Consider the following 17,686-nt stretch of genomic DNA (forward strand, 5'->3'; position numbering starts at 1 on the left):
CTTGCCGAATATGACACGGCGATGATCCGGTCGGACTAAGCTCGCCCGCGGCGCACCGAGTTGAGGTGTATTCGTGCGTCTGTTCCCAAACATCCAGAAGGTCCTGTCAGTTCCATGAACCTTCCCCCCGAAAGCTCCCCCGACACCCAGCCGATTCGTCTCAGAAGGCATCCATGGTGAGTGTTCGAAAGCCTCCCGGCGGCCGTGAACGTCCTTATGCGCGTGTGCTGTTGCTACCGGCGATAGCGATGGCCGCGGCGACCGGTACCGCCGTCGCCCTGGTACCGGCCACGGCCCGGATCGCCGTCGGCGGGTGCGGGGCCGTGGCCGTGCTGCTGGTCATCGCCACGGCCGTCGAAGCCGTCCGCCGGGGACGCAAGCTCCGCGAGGCGCAGGCCGAGCACGCCCGTCACACCGCGTATCTGGAGCGCCGCCTCGCCGCCCATGACGAGGAGATCGTCCGCCTCGGCACCGAAGTCCTGCCCAACGCGCTGCACCGGCTGCGCTACGGAGAATCGCTCAGAGAGGTGATGCGCAAGGCCGTCGACCTCGACCCCGAACTGCGCCACATCCCCGAGTCGCAGCGCACCCTGCTGCACAACGCGCTGCGCGGCGCCGACCACGAGATCTCGATGCGCGACGCGACCGAGCGCTCCTACGTCAGCATCGCCCGCCGCATCCAGGCCATCGTCCACCAGCAGGCCAACGAACTGCGCGAGATGGAGGAGGACCACGGCCGCAACCCCGAGGTCTTCGACGACCTGCTGCGCATCGACCACGGCACCGCGCTGATCGGTCGCCTCGCCGACACCATCTCCGTGCTCGGCGGCGGCCGCCCCGGCCGCCAGTGGCCCCTGCCCGTCTCGCTGTACAGCGTGCTGCGCGGCGCCATGTCCCGGATCCTGGAGTACCGGCGCATCGAGCTGAACTCGATCGTCAACATCAACATCAAGGGCACGTCCGTCGAGCCGATCATCCACGCGGCCGCCGAACTCCTCGACAACGCCACCCGCTACTCGCCGCCGACGACCAAGGTGCACGTCACCGCCGCCGAGGTGCAGACCGGTCTCGTCATCGAGATCGAGGACGCCGGCGTCAGCCTCAGCGAGGAGTCCCGCGCCCGCATCGAGAAGGCGATCACGGACGCCATGGCGGGCGACGACGCGGAGAACCTGGGCCCGAGCCCGCGTCTCGGCCTCGCTGTGGTCGGCCGGCTCTGCAAGTCCTTCGACATGCAGGTCTCGCTGCGCGCCTCCGCCTACGGCGGCGTCCGCGCGATCCTCGTCGTACCGAGCGTCATGACCACCACCGAGCCCGGTGTCGGCGCCGCCCACGGCATCGGTGCGACCGCCGTGCCGAAGCCCGAGCTCGGCGCGGTGGAGGGCCCGAAGCGCCCGGTCAAGAAGCGCCGCCCCACCAGCCCCCGCATCCCCGCCGGGATCTCCATGGAGGACGACGTCCCCGAGGTCACCGAGTGGACGGCGGGCGGTCTGCCGCAGCGCCGCAGCCGGGTGAAGACCCCGCTCAGCCAGCGGATCGCCGAGCAGGCCGCCATCGAGCGCGCCGAGCGGGAGGGCAGGCCGACCATCTGGTCCCAGCACAAGCCCGAACCCGAGCCCGAGCCCGAGATCGACCCCGAGCTGCAAAAGCTCCGGGACCGGCCGCCGGGCATGTGGGTCGACGACTTCTGGAACGGCCTGAGGAAGGGCATGCCCGAGGGCGCCACCGCGAGCGAACTGACCGACTTCACGCTGAACCCGACCGCGTACCTGCACCTGCTCAACGATTCGGACACCGGCACCGAGGCCGACGACGAGGGGGACCTCAAGTGATCCAGCAGCGAGGCAACTTCGACTGGATGCTCAAGCAACTGAACGACGGCGTACCGGGCATCGAGATGATCGTGGTCCTCTCCGCCGACGGGCTGCGCATCGCCCGCCACGGCGGCGACCCCGACGCCGCCGACCGGGTGGCCGCCGCCTGCGCGGGCGTACAGAGCCTCGCCGGCGCCATCATCCAGGAGATTCCCGGCGCCGGTGACATGAAGCTCGTCGTCATCGAGATCGAGGGCGGCTACTTCTACCTCATGAACGCCGGCGCCAACGCCTACCTCGCCGTGCTCTCCGACGTCACCTGCGAGCCGGGCCGGATGGGCGGGATGATGCGCGACCTCGTCGTCCGGATGGGCACCCATCTGACCAGTCCGCCCAGGCGGAACGGGCAGACCGTATGACCCCTCCGCGTCGTAAACGGCGCCAGCCGCAGCAACTGCCGCCCCCGCCACCGCCGCTCCCCAAACCGGCGGACGGCGAGGAGAACCCCAGGTACCCCGAGCGGCTGTACACCATCGCCGGCACCGCCGACGGCGGCCGGGCCGAACTCGACCTGGTCACCTTGATCGTGTCGCGCTCCGGGCCGCCGCCGTCCGCCTCACCGGAGGAGGCGGCCGTGCTCCGGCTCTGTACCGCGCCCCTGTCGGTGGCCGAGCTCTCGGCCTACCTCAATCTGCCGTTCAGCGCGATGACCGTCCTGATCACCGAGCTGATCACGACCGAACTGGTGCAGGCGCGCGCCCCGATCGTCCGCCAGTCGGTCCCCGACCGTTCACTCCTCGAAGCGGTGATGCATGGACTTCAACGGCTCTGACACCATCCCCGGCCCACGCACCGAGGACCATCTGCCGCACACGGCGCAGTCCGCGGTGAAGATCGTGATCGTGGGCGGCTTCGGCGTCGGCAAGACCACGATGGTCGGTTCGGTCAGCGAGATCAGACCGCTGACCACCGAGGAGACCATGACCCAGGCCGGCATCGGGGTCGACGACAACTACGGCTCCGAATCGAAGACGGCCACCACCGTGGCCATGGACTTCGGCCGCATCAGCATCACCGACAAGCTGGTGCTCTACCTCTTCGGCACCCCCGGCCAGGAACGCTTCTGGTTCCTGTGGAACGGCCTGTTCGAAGGCGCGCTCGGCGCGGTCGTCCTGGTCGACACCCGGCGCCTGGAAGTCAGCTTCGACGTCATGGGACGCCTGGAGGAACGCGGTGTGCCCTTCGTCGTCGCCGTCAACTCCTTTCCCGACGCGCCCCGTTACCCCATCGAGGAACTGCGTACCGCGCTGGACCTGGCCCCGGAGATCCCGATCATGGACTGCGACGTGCGGCGCCGGGCCTCCAGCAAGGAAGTGCTGATGACCCTGATGCGCTTCCTGCACTCGCTCGCCCTGTCCGGCGCCCTCACCTGACCCGCACCCCGTTACTACCCCACACCTTCCGTTCCGGAGCGACACTGTGACGCCTGAACCCCAACACCTGACCGGTACAGACCCCGCCCCCAGCCCGCCGCCGGGCTGCCCGGCGCACGGCCCGGGCCCCGGGGGACTGCACCGGCTCTACGGCCCCGACGCGGCCGACCTGGGCGACCTCTACGAGCGCCTGCGGGAGGAGCACGGCCCCGTGGCGCCCGTGCTGCTGCACGACGACGTACCGATGTGGGTGGTCCTCGGGCACGCCGAGAACCTGCACCTGGTGCGCAGCCCCTCCCAGTACGCCCGCGACAGCCGGATCTGGACCCCGCTGCAGGAGGGCATGGTCAAACCCGACCACCCGCTCATGCCGCACATCGCCTGGCAGCCCATCTGCTCGCACGCCGAGGGCGACGAGCACCAGCGGCTGCGCGCGGCCGTCACCGGCGCCATGTCGACCATCGACCACCGCAACATGCGCCGCCACATCGGCCGCTACACCCAGGAACTGGTCAACGATTTCTGCGAACGCGGCCGGGCCGACCTGGTCTCCCAGTTCGCCGAGCACCTGCCGATGGCCGTCATGTGCGAGCTGCTCGGCATGCCCGAGGAGTACAACGACCGGATGGTGCAGGCCGCCCGTGACGCGCTCAAGGGCACCGAGACCGCCATCCAGAGCCATGCCTACGTGATGGACGCGCTGAGCCGGCTCACCACCCGCCGCCGCGCCCGGCCCGACGACGACTTCACCAGTCACCTCATCACCCACCCCGCGGGACTGACCGACGACGAGGTCCGCGAACACCTGCGCCTCGTCCTGTTCGCGGCCTACGAGGCCACCGCCAACCTGCTCGCCAACGCGCTGCGCATGGTCCTCACCGAGCCGGGCTTCCGCGCCAAGCTCAACGGGGGCCAGATGACCGTGCCGGAGGCGATCGAACAGTCCCTGTGGGACGAGCCGCCGTTCAGCACGGTGCTCGGCTACTTCGCCAAGCAGGACACCGAGCTGGGCGGCCAGCGCATCCGCAAGGGCGACGGGCTGCTCTTCGCGCCCGCCCCGGGCAACGTGGACCCACGCGTCCGCCCGGACCTGTCCGCCAACATGCAGGGCAACCGCTCGCACCTCGCCTTCGGCGGCGGCCCGCACGAGTGCCCCGGCCAGGACATCGGCCGTGCCATCGCCGACGTCGGCGTGGACGCCCTGCTGATGCGGCTCTCGGACATCCAGCTGGACTGCCCCGAGGAGGACCTGAGCTGGCGGTCGTCCATCGCCTCCCGCCACCTGGTGGCCCTGCCGGTACGCTTCGAACCCAAGCCCCAGCAGGACGTGCAGCGTCCGCCCAGCCCCTCACCCATCCCGTCGCAGCGCGCCACCTGGCAGGTCGGCAGCCTGCGCACGGACCCGGCACCCGCCGCCGAGCCCCGGCCGACGGCCCCGCCGCCCGCTCCCGAGCCCGCCGTCGCACCGCAGCCGGCCCGCCGCGCGAACCTGTGGCAGCGCATGCTGCGCTGGTGGCGCGGCGACTGAGCTCAGGAGCGGCGCCGCTACGGCTCCTGGTCGGCCCACTGTGCCGGGGCCGACCAGGCCGACAGCGTCCGCCCGCTGACGAACGAGTGCTCCGCCCCCGTGACCGGATCGGTGAACTCCAGCCTTCGCGCGAGCAGTTGCAGCGGATGCCGGAAGTCACCGGCCGCCGCGGGGGCGGTCACCTCCGGATACAGCGGGTCGCCGAGGATGGGCACGCCCAGTGCGTTCAGATGCACCCGCAGCTGATGGGTCTGCCCGGTCTCGGGGACGAGCCGGTACCGGCCCAGCCCGGCCCCGTGTTCGGCCAGCTCCACCCGCGTCACCGCGTTCGGCTCGCCCTCGACCTCCCGGGCGGCCGGCACCCCGCGCTCCTTCACGATCCGGCTGCGCAGGGTCCGGGGCAGGGCGAGCGCGGGATCGTACGGCGCGACGGCCTCGTACTCCTTGTGCACCCGCCGGTCCCTGAACAGCGTCTGGTACGCCCCGCGCTCCTCGGGCCGCACCGTGAACAGCACGAGACCGGCGGTGAGCCGGTCCAGCCGGTGGGCGGCGGTCAGCGCCGGAAGGTCCAGCTCGCGGCGGAGCCGCGCCAGCGCGGTCTGGGCGACATGCGTGCCGCGCGGGGTCGTCGCGAGGAAGTGCGGCTTGTCGGCCACGACGATGTGCGCGTCCCGGTGGACCACCTCCACCGGGAACGGCACCGCAACCTCGTCGGGCAGCTCCCGGTGGAACCACACGAACAGGCCCGGCTCGTACGGTGCGTCCGGCGCCACCGCCCGCCCGTCGGCCGCCACGACCAGTCCCGCGTCGAACATCCCCGCGACCACGCCGGGCCCGGCCCCCGTCAGCCGCTCCACGAGATGCTCCCGCACGGTGGCCCACCCCCCGCCGAACGGCAGCCGTACCCGCACCGGGTCGACGCCGTGGCGCTGGGGAAGGGGGGCGGGCGGGGGTGGCGTACGGCGTCTCATCGCCACCCAGAATACGGTTGGGCCCAGTGCCCGGCCCTTGACAGGATGCGGATCATGCCTTTCCTCACCCGCCCGGTACTGACCGCCGGAGCCCTCGCCCGCACCCCGCAGCCCAGCCTCCCGACCGGTGACGGCCTGGTCCTGCGCCCCTGGCGGGCCGGGGACGCGCCCGCCGTCCACGCCGCCTTCCAGGACCCGGTCCTGCACCAGTGGCACATCAGGTCCTGCGCCTCGGAGGAGGAGGCCGCCGGCTGGATCGAGGAGTGGCAGAACTCCTGGGAGGGCGAGAGCAACGCCCAGTGGGCCGTCGTGGACGAGGACACGGACGAGCTGCTGGGCCGGGCCGCCCTGCGCCAGATTCTGCTCGGCGACGGCACGGCCGAGGTCGCGTACTGGACGGTGCGAGAGGCCCGGGGCCGGGGGGTCGCGGCCCGCGCCGCGACGACCCTGGCCCGCTGGGCCTTCGAGGAGATCGGCCTGCACCGCCTCGAACTCCTGCACGCCACCGCCAACGAGGCGTCCTGCCGCGTCGCCACCAAGTGCGGCTTCGCCCTGGAGGGCACCAAGCGCAGCGCCCTCCTGCACCCGGACGGCTGGCACGACATGCACCTCCACGCGCGCGTGCGCGGAGACTGACCGGAACTCCGGGCCCGGGCGGGCCGCTTGGCCGATGAGATGATGAAGGGCCGAACTCTCTCGCCCCGAGGTGAAGGCCATGCCGCCCTACGAGCTTGCGGACCGACTCGTCATCGGCGTCGCCTCCAGCGCTCTGTTCGATCTGGAGGAGTCGGACGCGGTGTTCCGGGAGCAGGGGGAGGAGGCCTACCGGGCCTACCAGGAAGAGAATCTGGACCACACGCTCCGCCCCGGGGTCGCGTTCGCGTTCATCCAGCGGCTGCTGTCGCTGAACGACCTCGGCGACCCCGGGGATCCCCTCGTCGAGGTCATCATCCTCTCGCGCAACGACCCCGACACCGGCCTGCGGGTCATGCGGTCCATCCAGGCCCACGACCTGCCGATCACCCGGGCCGTCTTCATGCAGGGGCGTTCCCCCTACACGTTCATGACCGCCCTCAACATGTCGCTGTTCCTGTCGGCGAACGGGGCCGATGTGCGCGAGGCCGTCGCCGCGGGCCTGCCCGCGGGGCACGTTCTCGGCTCGCCGTACGCGGACGACCTCGCCGACCGGGATCTGCGCATCGCCTTCGACTTTGACGGCGTCCTGGCCGGCGACGCCTCGGAGCAGGTGTACCAGTCGGGCGGTCTGGAGGAGTTCCGCGCCCATGAGGCCCGCAATGCCGCGACCCCGCACGATCCCGGACCGCTGCGCGACTTCCTGGCCAGCGTGAACCGGATACAACGCCGCGAGGAGCAGCGGCGGCGGGACGACCCCGACTACAAGATCCGGGTGCACGTCTCCATCGTGACCGCGCGCAGCGCGCCGACGCACGAGCGTGCCGTGACGAGCCTGAAGAAGTGGGGCGTCACCGTCAATGACGCCTTCTTCCTCGGCGGCATCGAGAAGGGTGCCGTCATGAAGGTGCTGAACCCGCACATCTTCTTCGACGACCAGGTGACCCACCTGGAGCGCACGTCCCGGACCACCCCCAGCGTGCACGTCCCGTTCGGCAAGATCAACGAGACGGCGCCCTGAGCGAGGCGGTCCTAGGCGGCCGCGGCCCCGCCGCTCTCCTGCTCGGCCTCGATGCGGGCGTTCCACTCCCGCTTGGCGGCCTGCCAGCCGTCCTCGTTGTGGCCGAGGCGCCAGTAGCCGGAGATCGAGAGGTCCTCGCGCGGGATCTGGAGTTCGACCCGCAGCAGCCGGCGCAGCTCCTTCACGAAGGAGGCCTCACCGTGCACGAACGCGTGCAGCCGGCCCTGAGGGAACTCCAGCGCGTGCACGGCATCCAGCAGGGCCTCGCCCACCGGCCGGTCCCCGCGGTGCAGCCAGACGACCTCCGCATCGGAGTCGATCTTCTGCTCCTCCCCGGGGCCCGACACCTCCACGAAGGCGTGCGCCCGGGCACCGGCGGGCAGCGACTCCAGGGCGCGGGCGATCGCGGGCAGCGCGCTCTCGTCACCGGCGAGCAGATGCCAGTCGGCGCTCGGGTCGGGCGCGTACGCACCCCCGGGACCCATGAAGAGCACGGTCTCCCCGGGCTGCACCCGGGCGGCCCACGGCCCGGCCAGACCCTCGTCGCCGTGGATCACGAAGTCCAGGGTCAGCTCGCGGTGTTCGGGATTCCAGGCGCGCACCGTGTAGGTCCGTGTGACCGGCCACTGCTCACGGGGGAACTCCGCCCGGATCCGCTCCAGGTCGAAGGGCTCCGGGTAGGTCACCCCCGGAGGGCCGAACAGGAGCTTCACATAGTGGTCGGTGCAGGTGTCCGCCGCGAAACCGGTGAGTCCCTCGCCACCGAGCACCACGCGCTGCATGTGCGGGGTGAGCCGTTCGGTGCGCACCACCTGCGCGGTACGGGGCTTGCGCGGCGCTCGTCCCGGACGCTCTGCCATCACGGCCTCCTGCTGCATTGGTTAGGTTTACCTAAGTTAGCACCTCTCTTCGGTTAACAGGGGCTCCATGAAGGCTTGATGGACGCGTTTTGCCGGAATATTCCGTCGGAGTCACTCACCGAGCGTCGTCAGCAGCCGTTGCAGGGAGCCGCCCAGCCCCCAGCGCGCCGACAGCGCCTCGAGTCCCGCCGGATCGCGCGGGACGTGCGGCAGCGCGAGGTCGACGTCCGGCAGCGGCACGTCGTCCGCCACCCGCACCACCTTCGGCGCGACGGCGACGTACGGCCGGGCCTCGTCCAGCCGTTTGCGCTGCGACGGGGTGAGCTTGGCCCTCGGATCCTCGACCGCCGCCATGATGCCGGCCAGGTCGCCGAACTCGGCCAGCAGCTTGGCGGCCGTCTTCTCGCCGATACCGGCCACGCCCGGCAGACCGTCGCTCGGATCGCCGCGCAGCAGTGCCAGATCCGCGTACCCCCGGCCGTCGACCCCGTACTTCTCGCGCAGCACCGCCTCGTCGGTCAGCTGCAGCGTGCCGACACCCTTGAGCGGGTACAGCACACGGATCCCGCGCTCGTCGTCCACCAGCTGATAGAGGTCGCGGTCGCCGGTGACGATGTCCACCGGGCCCTTGGCGCGCGCGGTGAACGTGCCGATCACATCGTCGGCCTCGTACCCCTCGACCCCGACCCGGGCGATGCCGGCCGCGTCCAGTACGGCCTCGATGACCGGCACCTGCGGGGAGAGCGTGTCCGGCACCTGCTCCTCGTCCGGGCCGCCCTCGTGCTCCACCGCGACCCGGTGCGCCTTGTAGGTGGGGATGAGGTCCACCCGCCACTGCGGCCGCCAGTCGGCGTCCATACAGGCCACCAGCTGCTGTGGCCGGTGGTCCTTGACCAGCCGGTCGATGAAGTCCAGCAGCCCCCGCACGGCGTTCACCGGCGAGCCGTCCGGCGCCTTCACGGAGTCCGGCACGCCGAAATAGGCACGGAAGTACAGCGAGGCGGTGTCGAGAAGCATGAGTCGTCCGGTCACGCTCGCATCATGCCGTACGGCACTGACAGTCACCTGCCGTCACGGACCTGCCCCTGTGAGCTGGGCCACTTAAAAGTTTGACCAAGACGCTTCTGGAAAGGCGCGGCCTCTGTCCTGTCCACCGCGACGAGAGGTACGTGTGTCATCCAGGCTTCAGGCCGAGCACCTGTTCAAGGTGTTCGGCAGACGACCGGACCAGGCAGTGGAACGGCTGCGGCAGGGCGCCGACCGTGAGGAGCTGCGCGCCGACGGCACCACCGCCGCCGTGATCGACGCCTCCTTCGCCGTCGAGGCCGGCGAGATCTTCGTCGTCATGGGCCTGTCCGGCTCCGGCAAGTCCACCCTGCTGCGCATGCTCAACGGCCTTCTGGAGCCGACCGCGGGCCAGGTCCGCTTCGACGGCCAGGACCTGACCGCGCTCACCGACCGCGCACTGCGCGAGCTGCGCTCGAAGAAGATCAGCATGGTCTTCCAGCACTTCGCGCTCTTCCCGCACCGCAGCGTCCGCGACAACGCCGCCTACGGCCTGGACGTGCAGGGCGTGCCCCGCGCCGAGCGCGAGCGCCGCGCCGACGAGGCGCTCGCCCTGTGCGGGCTGGCCGGCTGGGAGGACTCCTGGCCCGACGAGCTGTCCGGCGGCATGCAGCAGCGCGTGGGCCTCGCCCGCGCCCTCGCCACCGACGCCGACCTGCTCCTGATGGACGAGTCGTTCAGCGCCCTGGACCCGCTGATCCGCCGCGACATGCAGGACCAGCTCCTGGAACTGCAGAAGACCCTGAAGAAGACCATCGTCGTCATCACCCACGACCTCAACGAGGCCATGCGCCTGGGCGACCGCATCGCCGTCATGCGTGACGGCCGCATCGTGCAGACCGGCACCGCCGAGGACATCCTGCTGCGCCCCGCGAACGACTACGTCGCCTCCTTCATCCAGGACGTCGACCGCTCCCGCGTGCTGACCGCCGCCGCCGTGATGGACACCGAGGTCAGCGGCGACGAGGCGAACTGCGGCTGCGAAACGGCCACCCCGGACACGCCGTTCGCCGAGCTGTGCGCGATCAGCGCCCGCCTGACCCACCCGGTCGCCGTCCTCGACGCCGACCGCGCGCTCGTCGGCGTCGTCCCCCGGCAGCGGCTCGTCGGTTTCCTCGGCGACGAACAGGGCGAACCGGCGGCGTGCGAGAACGGCGGGAAGGTGATCGCCCGTGCCTAGGCTGCACCTCGGTGACTGGGTCGACTCCGGCGTCGACTGGCTGGTCGCCCACCTGTCCTGGCTGTTCGACGCGATCCGCGCGGTCGTGGAGGGCATGTACGACGGCATCGACGCGGTCCTGACCGCCCCCGAGCCGCTCCTGCTGGCCGGCATCCTCGCGGTGGCCGCCTGGTGGCTGCGCGGCCTGGTCGCGGGCGTTCTCGCCTTCGCCGGGTTCGCGCTGGTCGACTCGCTCGACCTGTGGGACCGGGCCATGTCCACGCTGGCCCTGGTCCTCGTCGCCACCGTGATCGCCCTGGTGATCTCGGTCCCGCTGGGCATCTGGGCCGCCCGCTCCAAGGCGGTCAGCGCCGCCGTGCGGCCGGTCCTGGACCTGCTCCAGACGATGCCCTCGATGGTCCTGCTGATCCCGGCCATCCTCTTCTTCGGCCTGGGCACCGCCGCCGGTGTCATCGCCACCCTCATCTTCGCGCTCGCCCCCGGCGTCCGCATGACCGAGCTGGGCATCCGCCAGGTCGACGCCGAACTGGTCGAGGCCGCCGAGGCGTTCGGCACCACCCCGCGCGACATCCTGCTGCGCGTCCAGCTGCCGCTCGCCCTGCCGACCATCATGGCCGGCGTCAACCAGGTGATCATGCTGGGCCTGTCCATGGTCGTCATCGCCGGCATGGTCGGCACCGGAGGCCTGGGCGGCGCGGTCAACGAGGCCATCGGCCGCCTCGACATCGGCTTCGGCTTCGAGGCGGGCGTCGGCATCGTCGTCCTCGCCATCTACCTGGACCGCATGACCGGCGCCCTCGGCACCCAGCTGTCCCCGCTGGGCCGCAGGGCCGCCGCGAAGGCCCGGACGACCGCGTGGTCGTACCGCCTGCGCCCTCAGGTCGCCGTCGTCGGCGTGGTCGTCCTCGCGCTCGTCGCGGGCGGCATGGGCATCTTCGGCTCCTCCGCCGGCACCTCCCAGGCCGCTGCCACGAACGTCGGCAAGGGCAAGGAGATCAAGATCGGCTACATCCCCTGGGACGAGGGCATCGCCTCCACCTTCCTCTGGAAGGAACTGCTGGAGGAGCGCGGCTTCAAGGTCACCACCACCCAGTACGCGGCCGGCCCCCTGTACACCGGCCTCGCCACCGGCCAGCTCGACTTCCAGACCGACTCCTGGCTACCGACCACGCACGCCGAGTACTGGACGAAGTACGGCAAGCAGCTCGACGACCTCGGCAAGTGGTACGGACCCACCTCCCTGGAGCTGAGCGTCCCCTCCTATGTCAAGGACGTGAACTCCCTGGCGGACCTGAAGGACCACGCCTCCGAGTTCGGCGGGAAGATCGTCGGCATCGAGCCCAGCGCCGGCATGATGGGCCTGCTCAAGAAAAAGGTCCTCAAGGAGTACGGCCTCGAGGGCACGTACGACGTGGTCGACGGCTCCACGCCCGCGATGCTCGCCGAGCTGAAGCGTGCCTACGCCCGGAAGCAGCCGGTCGTCGTCACGCTCTGGTCGCCGCACTGGGCGTACAGCGACTACGGCCTGAAGAAGCTCAAGGACCCCCGGGGCGCCTGGGGCAAGGGCGACGGCGTGCACACCCTCGCCCGCAAGGGCTTCGCCTCCGACAACCCCCGGGCCGCCCAGTGGCTGAAGGACTTCTCGATGACCGAGAAGCAGCTCACCGGCCTGGAGGCGCAGATCCAGAAGTCCGGCAAGGGCAGGGAGCAGGACGCGGTCCGCACCTGGCTGAAGCAGCACCCGGGCCTGGTCGACACCTGGGCGCCGGTCGCCCGGGAGGGCGCCAAGAGCCGGGCGGCCGGGTGACCTGACCGGCCCGGACCGCCACCCGAGGGGTGGGCATCGCCGTACGACCGTCCGCCGGCGTGGGGCGCTGCCCACCCCTCGCGGCGTCCCGGAACCGGTCAGGCGACCTGTCCGTCCACGGGAAGGATCCGGCCAACTACAGAGCGCCATGGACCCCGCCCCGGTGGGAACACGGACGCCCGCTCCAGCCTTGAAGCAGGAGAGACCCGTCCCGCACGGCCGGCCACTGCACTGGCGAGAACCGTGAGGGTGCGGGCCCCCGGGCGTGTCAGGGATGTGACAGCCGCGTGAAACGGTTTGCCGAACATGCATAGGGTGCAGACAACTCATCAGAGGTGTGCCCGGCGACGGGCACCCGGTCGGCGACACGACGAGTGAAGGAGGGAGCCGGAGCGATGGGCGACCACAAAGAGCAGCAGCCCGTGCGGGTGGGCGCGGCCGTCCGGCGGCGTCGCCGTGCGCTGGAGCTCACCCTCGCCGTCGTGGCCGAGCGGACCGGCCTCTCGGTGCCCTTCCTCAGCCAGGTCGAGAACGACAAGGCCCGCCCGAGCCGCACCTCCCTGGAGAAACTGGCCGACGCCCTGCGCACCACCGCCGTGGAACTCCTCGCCGCCGCCGACCCCGCGGCCAGCGTGGACGTCGTACGCGCCGAGCCCGCCACCGAGGGCGACTTCGACCCGCGCACGCGTTCCCTGGTGCGCGGCCACCACCAGCTGCACGCCTCCGAGTTCACCGGCGACCACGACGCCGGCCGCGAGTTCCAGCACCGCAACGACGAGCTGATGTACGTCGCCGACGGCGCCGTCGAGATCGAGGCCGAGGGCCGCGCGTATCGCCTCGGACGAGGCGACACGCTTTACCTCACCGGCGGGGTTCGGCATCGCTGGCGGGCGACTGTCCCCGATACCAGGGTCATCGTGGTGGCGGTCGCCGAGCACATCGAGGCGGTACAGGACAGGTCTCGCTGAGAGTGGGCCGTCTCTTGTCTGCGGGTTCGTTGTGGCTGGTCGCGCAGTTCCCCGCGCCCCTCAGGGGCGCTGCCCACGCCGGGGCTGCCTAGTGCGAGTCGTCTCCCTGGTCCCGTCTCTCAGCGAGGCCGTTGCCGTGACGTTGCCCGCAGTCCTCGTCGGTGCCACCGACTGGTGCAGCCACCCGGTCGGTCTGGAGGTCGCCCGGATCGGCGGCACCAAGAATCCCAAGGTGGACCGGATCCTCGGCCTCGCCCCCGACCTGGTGATCGCCAACGAGGAGGAGAACCGCGCCGCCGACCTGGACGCCCTGCGCGCGGCGGGTCTGGAGGTGCTGGTCACCGAGGTGCGGACGGTGCCCCAGGGCTTCCGGGCGCTGGAGCGGGTGCTGGCCGCGTGCGGCGCGCCGGTACGGCCCCGCTGGCTCGACGAGGCGGAGGCGGCCTGGACCGCGCTGCCGGAGCCCGCGAGCCGCAGCACGGCGGTCGCACCGGTCTGGCGCCGCCCCTGGATGGTCCTGGGCCGCGACACCTTCGCGGGCGACGTCCTGGCCCGCCTCGGCGTGCACCACCTGTACGCCACCCACCCCGACCGCTACCCGCGCGTCCCGCTGGACGAGCTGCGGGCGGCGGCCCCGGATCTCGTCATCCTCCCCGACGAGCCCTACCGCTTCACCGCCGACGACGGTCCCGAGGCCTTCCCCGGCCTGCCCTGCGCCCTGGTCAGCGGACGGCACCTGACCTGGTACGGCCCATCGCTCGCCGAGGCGCCCCGGGTGCTGGCCGAGGCCCTGCGAGCAGCTCACCCCTGAGCAGGCCGCGCACGGTCCCGGCGGCAGCCGCCGACCAGGCGGCGACGAGGACGACGTACAGGGCGACGGCCAGGGCGTCGTACACCGCGAGCCCCGTGTGCCGGGAGAGGGCCGCCGCTCCGGTGACGCAGGTGCCCACCGGGAAGGTGAACGCCCACCAGGTCAGCGCGAACCCCATGCCCTGCCGCCGGGCCCGCACCACGTGCGTGGTCGCGAGCACCAGCCACAGCAGCGCGAACCCCATGACCGGCACCCCGTAGAGCACGGCGAACACGCCGAGACCACGGTCGTACGGGGCTGGTACGACGCCGGGAGCGTCGTCCGCGATCAGGCCGAGCGCGGTGGTGGACTGTCCGAGCGGGCCGAGGACCAGGAACAGGGTCGGGGTGAGCGCGAGGGGCAGCGGGCCGCCGGTGATCAGCCGGGCGAAGACCAGCGGCAGCATCAGCAGTGTGGCCAGCAGGCTCAGCCCGAACAGTGCGAAGCACGCCAGCAGCAGGGTCTCCCGGGGCTGTCCCGGCGGCAGGTGCGGCACGAGCAGCGGACCGAGCGCGGCCGACACCATCGGCGCGACGAGCGGCAGCAGCCAGACCGGGGTGGCCTGGGAGGGCTCGACGCGGTGCCGCACCGCCATCAGGTACGGCACGGCGACGGCGGCGGCGAGCCCGATCCCGGTACCGGCGGTGAACAGCACGGTGTCGAGCGCGACGGCCGCACCGGTGCCGATCCAGTCCCGGCCGACGGTCACGGCACCGCCGCCGACCGCGAGCAGGGCCATGGACAGGCAGCCGTAGAAGGGGGCCATGGCCGGGTCGAGGAGGTGGGCGCGGGCCTGGTCCCGGTGGTGGGTCCAGTGCCGGGCGCGGGCGGTGAGCAGGATCGTCAGCAGGACGGAGGACAGCGCCCAGACGGCCGTGCAGACCCCGCGCAGCCCGCCGAGGTGCACGGGGAGCGCGGCGCCGGCCGTGCCGACAATGCAGGTCCCCATGACGGAGGCGTACCAGTTGGGACCGAGGTGGCGGACGTGGACGGCCCGTGCGACGGGCAGAGAAGGTGCTGCGGTGACCATGACGCCAGCCTGTCGCCGCCTGTCGCCGCTGACCAGGGGGTTCGCTTCTATCAGGGCATAAGCTGGTCTTATGAGCGACCAGAACGCGACGGACGACGGCCGGCCCGGCGGCTCGCTGGCGCACCGGGTGCCGGACCTCGGCGCGCTGGAGCTGCTGCTGGCCGTGGCACGGCTGGGCAGCCTGGGGGCGGCCGCGCGCGAGGTCGGCATCACCCAGCCGGCCGCCAGCAGCCGCATCCGCTCCATGGAGCGGCAGCTGGGCGTGGCCCTGGTCGACCGTTCGCCGCGCGGCTCCCGGCTCACGGACGCGGGAGCCCTGGTGACCGACTGGGCCCGGCGGGTGGTGGAGGCGGCGGCCGCTTTCGACGCGGGCGCGCGGGCGCTGCGCGACCGGCGGGACTCGCGGCTGCGGGTCGCGGCGAGCATGACCATCGCCGAGTACCTGCTGCCGGGCTGGCTCCTCGCCCTGCACGCCGCGCGCCCCGACACGGCGGTGTCGCTGCTCGCGGGCAACTCGGCGAAGGTCGCGGAACTCCTGCTGGCCGGCGAGGCGGACCTGGGCTTCGTGGAGGGCCTCACGGTCCCGGCGGGCCTGGACTCCGCGGTCATCGCCCACGACCGCCTGATCGTCGTCACGGCCCCCGGCCACCCCTGGGCCCGCCGCCGGCGCCCGGTGACGACTCAGGAGCTGGCGGCCACGCCCCTGATCCTGCGCGAGCGGGGCTCCGGCACCCGCCAGGTCCTGGACACGGCCCTGGGCGGCCTCGCCCGTCCTCTCATCGAACTCTCCTCGACGACGGCGGTGAAGGCGTCGGCGGTCAGCGGCGCGGGCCCGTCGGTCCTGAGCGAACTGGCCGTGGGGGAGGAGCTGGCGATGCGGCGCCTGGTCGGCATCCCGGTGGAGGGGCTGTCCCTGCACCGCGACCTGCGGGCGGTGTGGCCCACGGGGCACCGGCCGACGGGGCCGGCGCGGGAGTTGCTGTCGCTGACGAGGGGGTGACCTCAGGATGCGGACCGGACGAGCGCCTGCATCACCCGCAGATCCGTCCCCATCTCCGGATGCCACTGCACTCCCAGCACCCACCCCTGACTCGACGGCAGTTCGATCGCCTCCACGGTCCCGTCCGCCGCCCAGGCCGAAACCACCAGCCCCTCACCGAGCCGCTCCACCGCCTGGTGGTGATAGGTGGGAACGGAGGTCTCCTCCGGGACGATCCCGGCGTACAGCGTCCCCGGCACCGGCTTCACCGCATGCTCCCCGAACACGCCGACGACCTCCGCGTGCCCGTCCAGATGCTGCACCAGCGTGCCCCCGAGAGCCACGTTCAGCAGCTGCATCCCCCGGCAGATCCCCAGCAGCGGCACGTTCGCCGCCAGTGCTGCGTCGATCAGTGCCAGCTCCCAGGGGTCCCGCTCCGGTGCGGGCGGCCCCGTACGCGGCGAGCGCTCGGCGCCGTACCGCGACGGATCGACATCCGGCCCGCCCGCGATCACCAGCCCGTCCAGCCGCTCCACCGCGGCGGCGGCCCGCTCGGGCGCGTCCGGCGGCAGCAGGGCGGCGAGCCCCCCGGCCCGTTGCACCAGCCTCGGATAACCGGCCGGCAGCAGTGCCGCCTCCAGCTCCCACACGCCCCAGCGCGTGCCGGTCTCCAGATAGGTGCTCACACCGATCAGCGGTCGTACGCTCACGCTGCCCTCCCAGGAATCCAAAGGTGCTCAGGCATACCTTTGCAGAGCCGGCTCAGGTCAGGAAGCCCCGCAGCAGCGCCGCCGTGCCCGCACAGTGCTCGCGCATCATCTCCCGCGCACCGTCCGCGTCCCCGTCCAGCACCGCCTCCACCAGCGCGATGTGCTGCCGCTGCGAGTGCTCCAGGTTGCGCACCAGCAGCGGAATGCAGTCCAGCAGGTCGTTGACGGTCGCCCGCACCGCCGCGTACTGCGCGGTCAGCGACGGCGAACCGCACAGCTCGGCCAGCGTCAGGTGCAGCAGCGTGTCCAGCCGCCGGTAGTCCGCGAGCGGGGCCTCGTGGGTCCGGTCCAGCGCCTCCCGCAGCCGGTCGGCCTGCTCGTCCGTCAGCCCGTGCGCCGCGCACAGCCCCGCCGCCCCCACCTCCAGCACCTCGCGGAAGCGCAGCACGTCCTCGACGTCGACCTCGGCGATCCGCCGCCGCAGCTCGTCCTCGCCGCCCGCGTCCGTGCGCGGCAGCACGAACGTTCCGCCGTACCGCCCGCGCCGGGACTCCACCAGACCCTGGTCCTGGAGCACCTTCAGCACCTCGCGCAGCGTCACCCGGCTGATCCCGAGCCGCTCCGCCAGCTCCCGCTCGGCCGGCAGCCGCTCGCCGCCCGGCACCAGACCGAGCCGCACCACCTGGAGGATCTGCTCCAACGCCTCCTCGAAGCCGTTGCCCGCCCGCACCGGCCGCAGCACCGGAGCGAGCCGGTCGTCCCCCATCTGCTCGCGGAGCCCTTGGGCTTCCGTCTCCTGCGACATGGCCGTACCCCCTTCCCAAGCAATGGTTCTCG

Annotated in this window: 18 protein-coding genes; 12 read left to right on the forward strand and 6 right to left on the reverse strand. The window is 71.9% G+C overall.

Annotated elements, in window-relative coordinates; all coding sequences use genetic code 11:
• Positions 1 to 173: 173 nt before the first annotated feature.
• The 5 genes from AQI88_RS12015 to AQI88_RS12035 are packed head-to-tail and all read left to right on the forward strand — an operon-like array spanning position 174 to position 4,775.
• Positions 174 to 1,832 (forward strand): ATP-binding protein, encoded by a 1,659-nt coding sequence (locus AQI88_RS12015; RefSeq protein ID WP_107118532.1) that lies wholly within the window; start codon positions 174 to 176, stop codon positions 1,830 to 1,832.
• On the forward strand, positions 1,829 to 2,233 hold the full coding sequence (locus AQI88_RS12020; protein WP_066996437.1) for a roadblock/LC7 domain-containing protein: 405 nt from the start codon (positions 1,829 to 1,831) through the stop codon (positions 2,231 to 2,233). Before AQI88_RS12015 ends, AQI88_RS12020 begins: the two co-directional genes overlap by 4 nt.
• Positions 2,230 to 2,646, forward strand: coding sequence for a DUF742 domain-containing protein (locus tag AQI88_RS12025; RefSeq protein WP_066996440.1), 417 nt, complete (start codon positions 2,230 to 2,232; stop codon positions 2,644 to 2,646). Before AQI88_RS12020 ends, AQI88_RS12025 begins: the two co-directional genes overlap by 4 nt.
• The gene (locus tag AQI88_RS12030; RefSeq protein ID WP_066996443.1) at positions 2,627 to 3,247 is read left to right on the forward strand and encodes a GTP-binding protein; all 621 of its coding nucleotides are present in this window, start codon (positions 2,627 to 2,629) and stop codon (positions 3,245 to 3,247) included. Before AQI88_RS12025 ends, AQI88_RS12030 begins: the two co-directional genes overlap by 20 nt.
• 46 nt (positions 3,248 to 3,293) lie before the next feature.
• Positions 3,294 to 4,775 carry a cytochrome P450 gene (locus tag AQI88_RS12035; protein ID WP_066996446.1) on the forward strand — a complete coding sequence of 494 codons (1,482 nt, stop codon included), beginning with the start codon at positions 3,294 to 3,296 and terminating at the stop codon, positions 4,773 to 4,775.
• 17 nt (positions 4,776 to 4,792) lie between these two features.
• Here AQI88_RS12035 and AQI88_RS12040 read toward each other — a convergent pair whose 3' ends face one another.
• A complete protein-coding gene (locus AQI88_RS12040) occupies positions 4,793 to 5,746 on the reverse strand; it encodes an RluA family pseudouridine synthase (protein ID WP_066996448.1) in 954 nt (317 codons plus the stop codon).
• A gap of 54 nt (positions 5,747 to 5,800) precedes the next feature.
• Between AQI88_RS12040 and AQI88_RS12045 the strand changes: the two genes are divergently transcribed.
• Positions 5,801 to 6,382, forward strand: coding sequence for a GNAT family N-acetyltransferase (locus tag AQI88_RS12045; protein ID WP_066996451.1), 582 nt, complete (start codon positions 5,801 to 5,803; stop codon positions 6,380 to 6,382).
• A gap of 79 nt (positions 6,383 to 6,461) precedes the next feature.
• Positions 6,462 to 7,400 (forward strand): 5'-nucleotidase, encoded by a 939-nt coding sequence (locus AQI88_RS12050; protein ID WP_066997156.1) that lies wholly within the window; start codon positions 6,462 to 6,464, stop codon positions 7,398 to 7,400.
• 11 nt (positions 7,401 to 7,411) lie between these two features.
• On the opposite strand, the gene AQI88_RS12055 is transcribed toward AQI88_RS12050, so the two are convergent.
• On the reverse strand, positions 7,412 to 8,260 hold the full coding sequence (locus AQI88_RS12055; protein WP_107118543.1) for a siderophore-interacting protein: 849 nt from the start codon (positions 8,258 to 8,260) through the stop codon (positions 7,412 to 7,414).
• Positions 8,261 to 8,371: 111 nt separating this feature from the next.
• Complete coding sequence (locus tag AQI88_RS12060) at positions 8,372 to 9,292, reverse strand: 5'-3' exonuclease (RefSeq protein ID WP_066996453.1); 921 nt, start codon at positions 9,290 to 9,292, stop codon at positions 8,372 to 8,374.
• Between the two features lie 139 nt (positions 9,293 to 9,431).
• Here AQI88_RS12060 and AQI88_RS12065 point away from each other — a divergent pair, with 139 nt between their 5' ends.
• The 4 genes from AQI88_RS12065 (at position 9,432) to AQI88_RS12080 (ending at position 14,091) form a co-directional block, all read left to right on the forward strand.
• Complete coding sequence (locus AQI88_RS12065; RefSeq protein ID WP_066996456.1) at positions 9,432 to 10,505, forward strand: quaternary amine ABC transporter ATP-binding protein; 1,074 nt, start codon at positions 9,432 to 9,434, stop codon at positions 10,503 to 10,505.
• Positions 10,498 to 12,312, forward strand: a complete 1,815-nt coding sequence (locus AQI88_RS12070) for an ABC transporter permease/substrate binding protein (protein WP_066996459.1) — start codon at positions 10,498 to 10,500, stop codon at positions 12,310 to 12,312. The genes AQI88_RS12065 and AQI88_RS12070 overlap by 8 nt, the downstream gene beginning before the upstream one ends.
• 395 nt (positions 12,313 to 12,707) lie before the next feature.
• Positions 12,708 to 13,280 carry a helix-turn-helix domain-containing protein gene (locus AQI88_RS12075; protein WP_066996462.1) on the forward strand — a complete coding sequence of 191 codons (573 nt, stop codon included), beginning with the start codon at positions 12,708 to 12,710 and terminating at the stop codon, positions 13,278 to 13,280.
• A gap of 91 nt (positions 13,281 to 13,371) precedes the next feature.
• On the forward strand, positions 13,372 to 14,091 hold the full coding sequence (locus AQI88_RS12080; RefSeq protein ID WP_066996466.1) for a helical backbone metal receptor: 720 nt from the start codon (positions 13,372 to 13,374) through the stop codon (positions 14,089 to 14,091).
• On the opposite strand, the gene AQI88_RS12085 is transcribed toward AQI88_RS12080, so the two are convergent.
• Entirely contained in the window at positions 14,003 to 15,160 is a 1,158-nt protein-coding gene (locus tag AQI88_RS12085; protein WP_066996469.1) for a TDT family transporter, read from the reverse strand. The two genes, AQI88_RS12080 and AQI88_RS12085, sit on opposite strands and share 89 nt — an antisense overlap.
• A gap of 70 nt (positions 15,161 to 15,230) precedes the next feature.
• On the opposite strand from AQI88_RS12085, the gene AQI88_RS12090 reads away from it, so the two are divergent.
• The gene (locus AQI88_RS12090; RefSeq protein WP_066996472.1) at positions 15,231 to 16,160 is read left to right on the forward strand and encodes a LysR family transcriptional regulator; all 930 of its coding nucleotides are present in this window, start codon (positions 15,231 to 15,233) and stop codon (positions 16,158 to 16,160) included.
• A 2-nt stretch (positions 16,161 to 16,162) separates the two neighbouring features.
• On the opposite strand, the gene AQI88_RS12095 is transcribed toward AQI88_RS12090, so the two are convergent.
• Positions 16,163 to 16,849 carry a gamma-glutamyl-gamma-aminobutyrate hydrolase family protein gene (locus AQI88_RS12095; protein ID WP_066996475.1) on the reverse strand — a complete coding sequence of 229 codons (687 nt, stop codon included), beginning with the start codon at positions 16,847 to 16,849 and terminating at the stop codon, positions 16,163 to 16,165.
• 52 nt (positions 16,850 to 16,901) lie between these two features.
• On the reverse strand, positions 16,902 to 17,654 hold the full coding sequence (locus AQI88_RS12100; protein WP_066996478.1) for a FadR/GntR family transcriptional regulator: 753 nt from the start codon (positions 17,652 to 17,654) through the stop codon (positions 16,902 to 16,904).
• Between the last annotated feature and the right edge of the window lie 32 nt (positions 17,655 to 17,686).

Source organism: Streptomyces cellostaticus, from assembly GCF_001513965.1.
Classification (GTDB): Bacteria; Actinomycetota; Actinomycetes; order Streptomycetales; family Streptomycetaceae; genus Streptomyces; species Streptomyces cellostaticus.

Bases quoted from the DNA above. Each gene is read 5' to 3' on its own strand.
- AQI88_RS12015 (WP_107118532.1), top strand. From the start codon at position 174: ATGGTGAGTGTTCGAAAGCCTCCCGGCGGCCGTGAACGTCCTTATGCG.
- AQI88_RS12025 (WP_066996440.1), top strand. From the start codon at position 2,230: ATGACCCCTCCGCGTCGTAAACGGCGCCAGCCGCAGCAACTGCCGCCC.
- AQI88_RS12030 (WP_066996443.1), top strand. From the start codon at position 2,627: ATGGACTTCAACGGCTCTGACACCATCCCCGGCCCACGCACCGAGGAC.
- AQI88_RS12040 (WP_066996448.1), bottom strand. From the start codon at position 5,746: ATGAGACGCCGTACGCCACCCCCGCCCGCCCCCCTTCCCCAGCGCCAC.
- AQI88_RS12045 (WP_066996451.1), top strand. From the start codon at position 5,801: ATGCCTTTCCTCACCCGCCCGGTACTGACCGCCGGAGCCCTCGCCCGC.
- AQI88_RS12050 (WP_066997156.1), top strand. From the start codon at position 6,462: ATGCCGCCCTACGAGCTTGCGGACCGACTCGTCATCGGCGTCGCCTCC.
- AQI88_RS12055 (WP_107118543.1), bottom strand. From the start codon at position 8,260: ATGGCAGAGCGTCCGGGACGAGCGCCGCGCAAGCCCCGTACCGCGCAG.
- AQI88_RS12075 (WP_066996462.1), top strand. From the start codon at position 12,708: ATGGGCGACCACAAAGAGCAGCAGCCCGTGCGGGTGGGCGCGGCCGTC.
- AQI88_RS12085 (WP_066996469.1), bottom strand. From the start codon at position 15,160: ATGGTCACCGCAGCACCTTCTCTGCCCGTCGCACGGGCCGTCCACGTC.
- AQI88_RS12090 (WP_066996472.1), top strand. From the start codon at position 15,231: ATGAGCGACCAGAACGCGACGGACGACGGCCGGCCCGGCGGCTCGCTG.
- AQI88_RS12100 (WP_066996478.1), bottom strand. From the start codon at position 17,654: ATGTCGCAGGAGACGGAAGCCCAAGGGCTCCGCGAGCAGATGGGGGAC.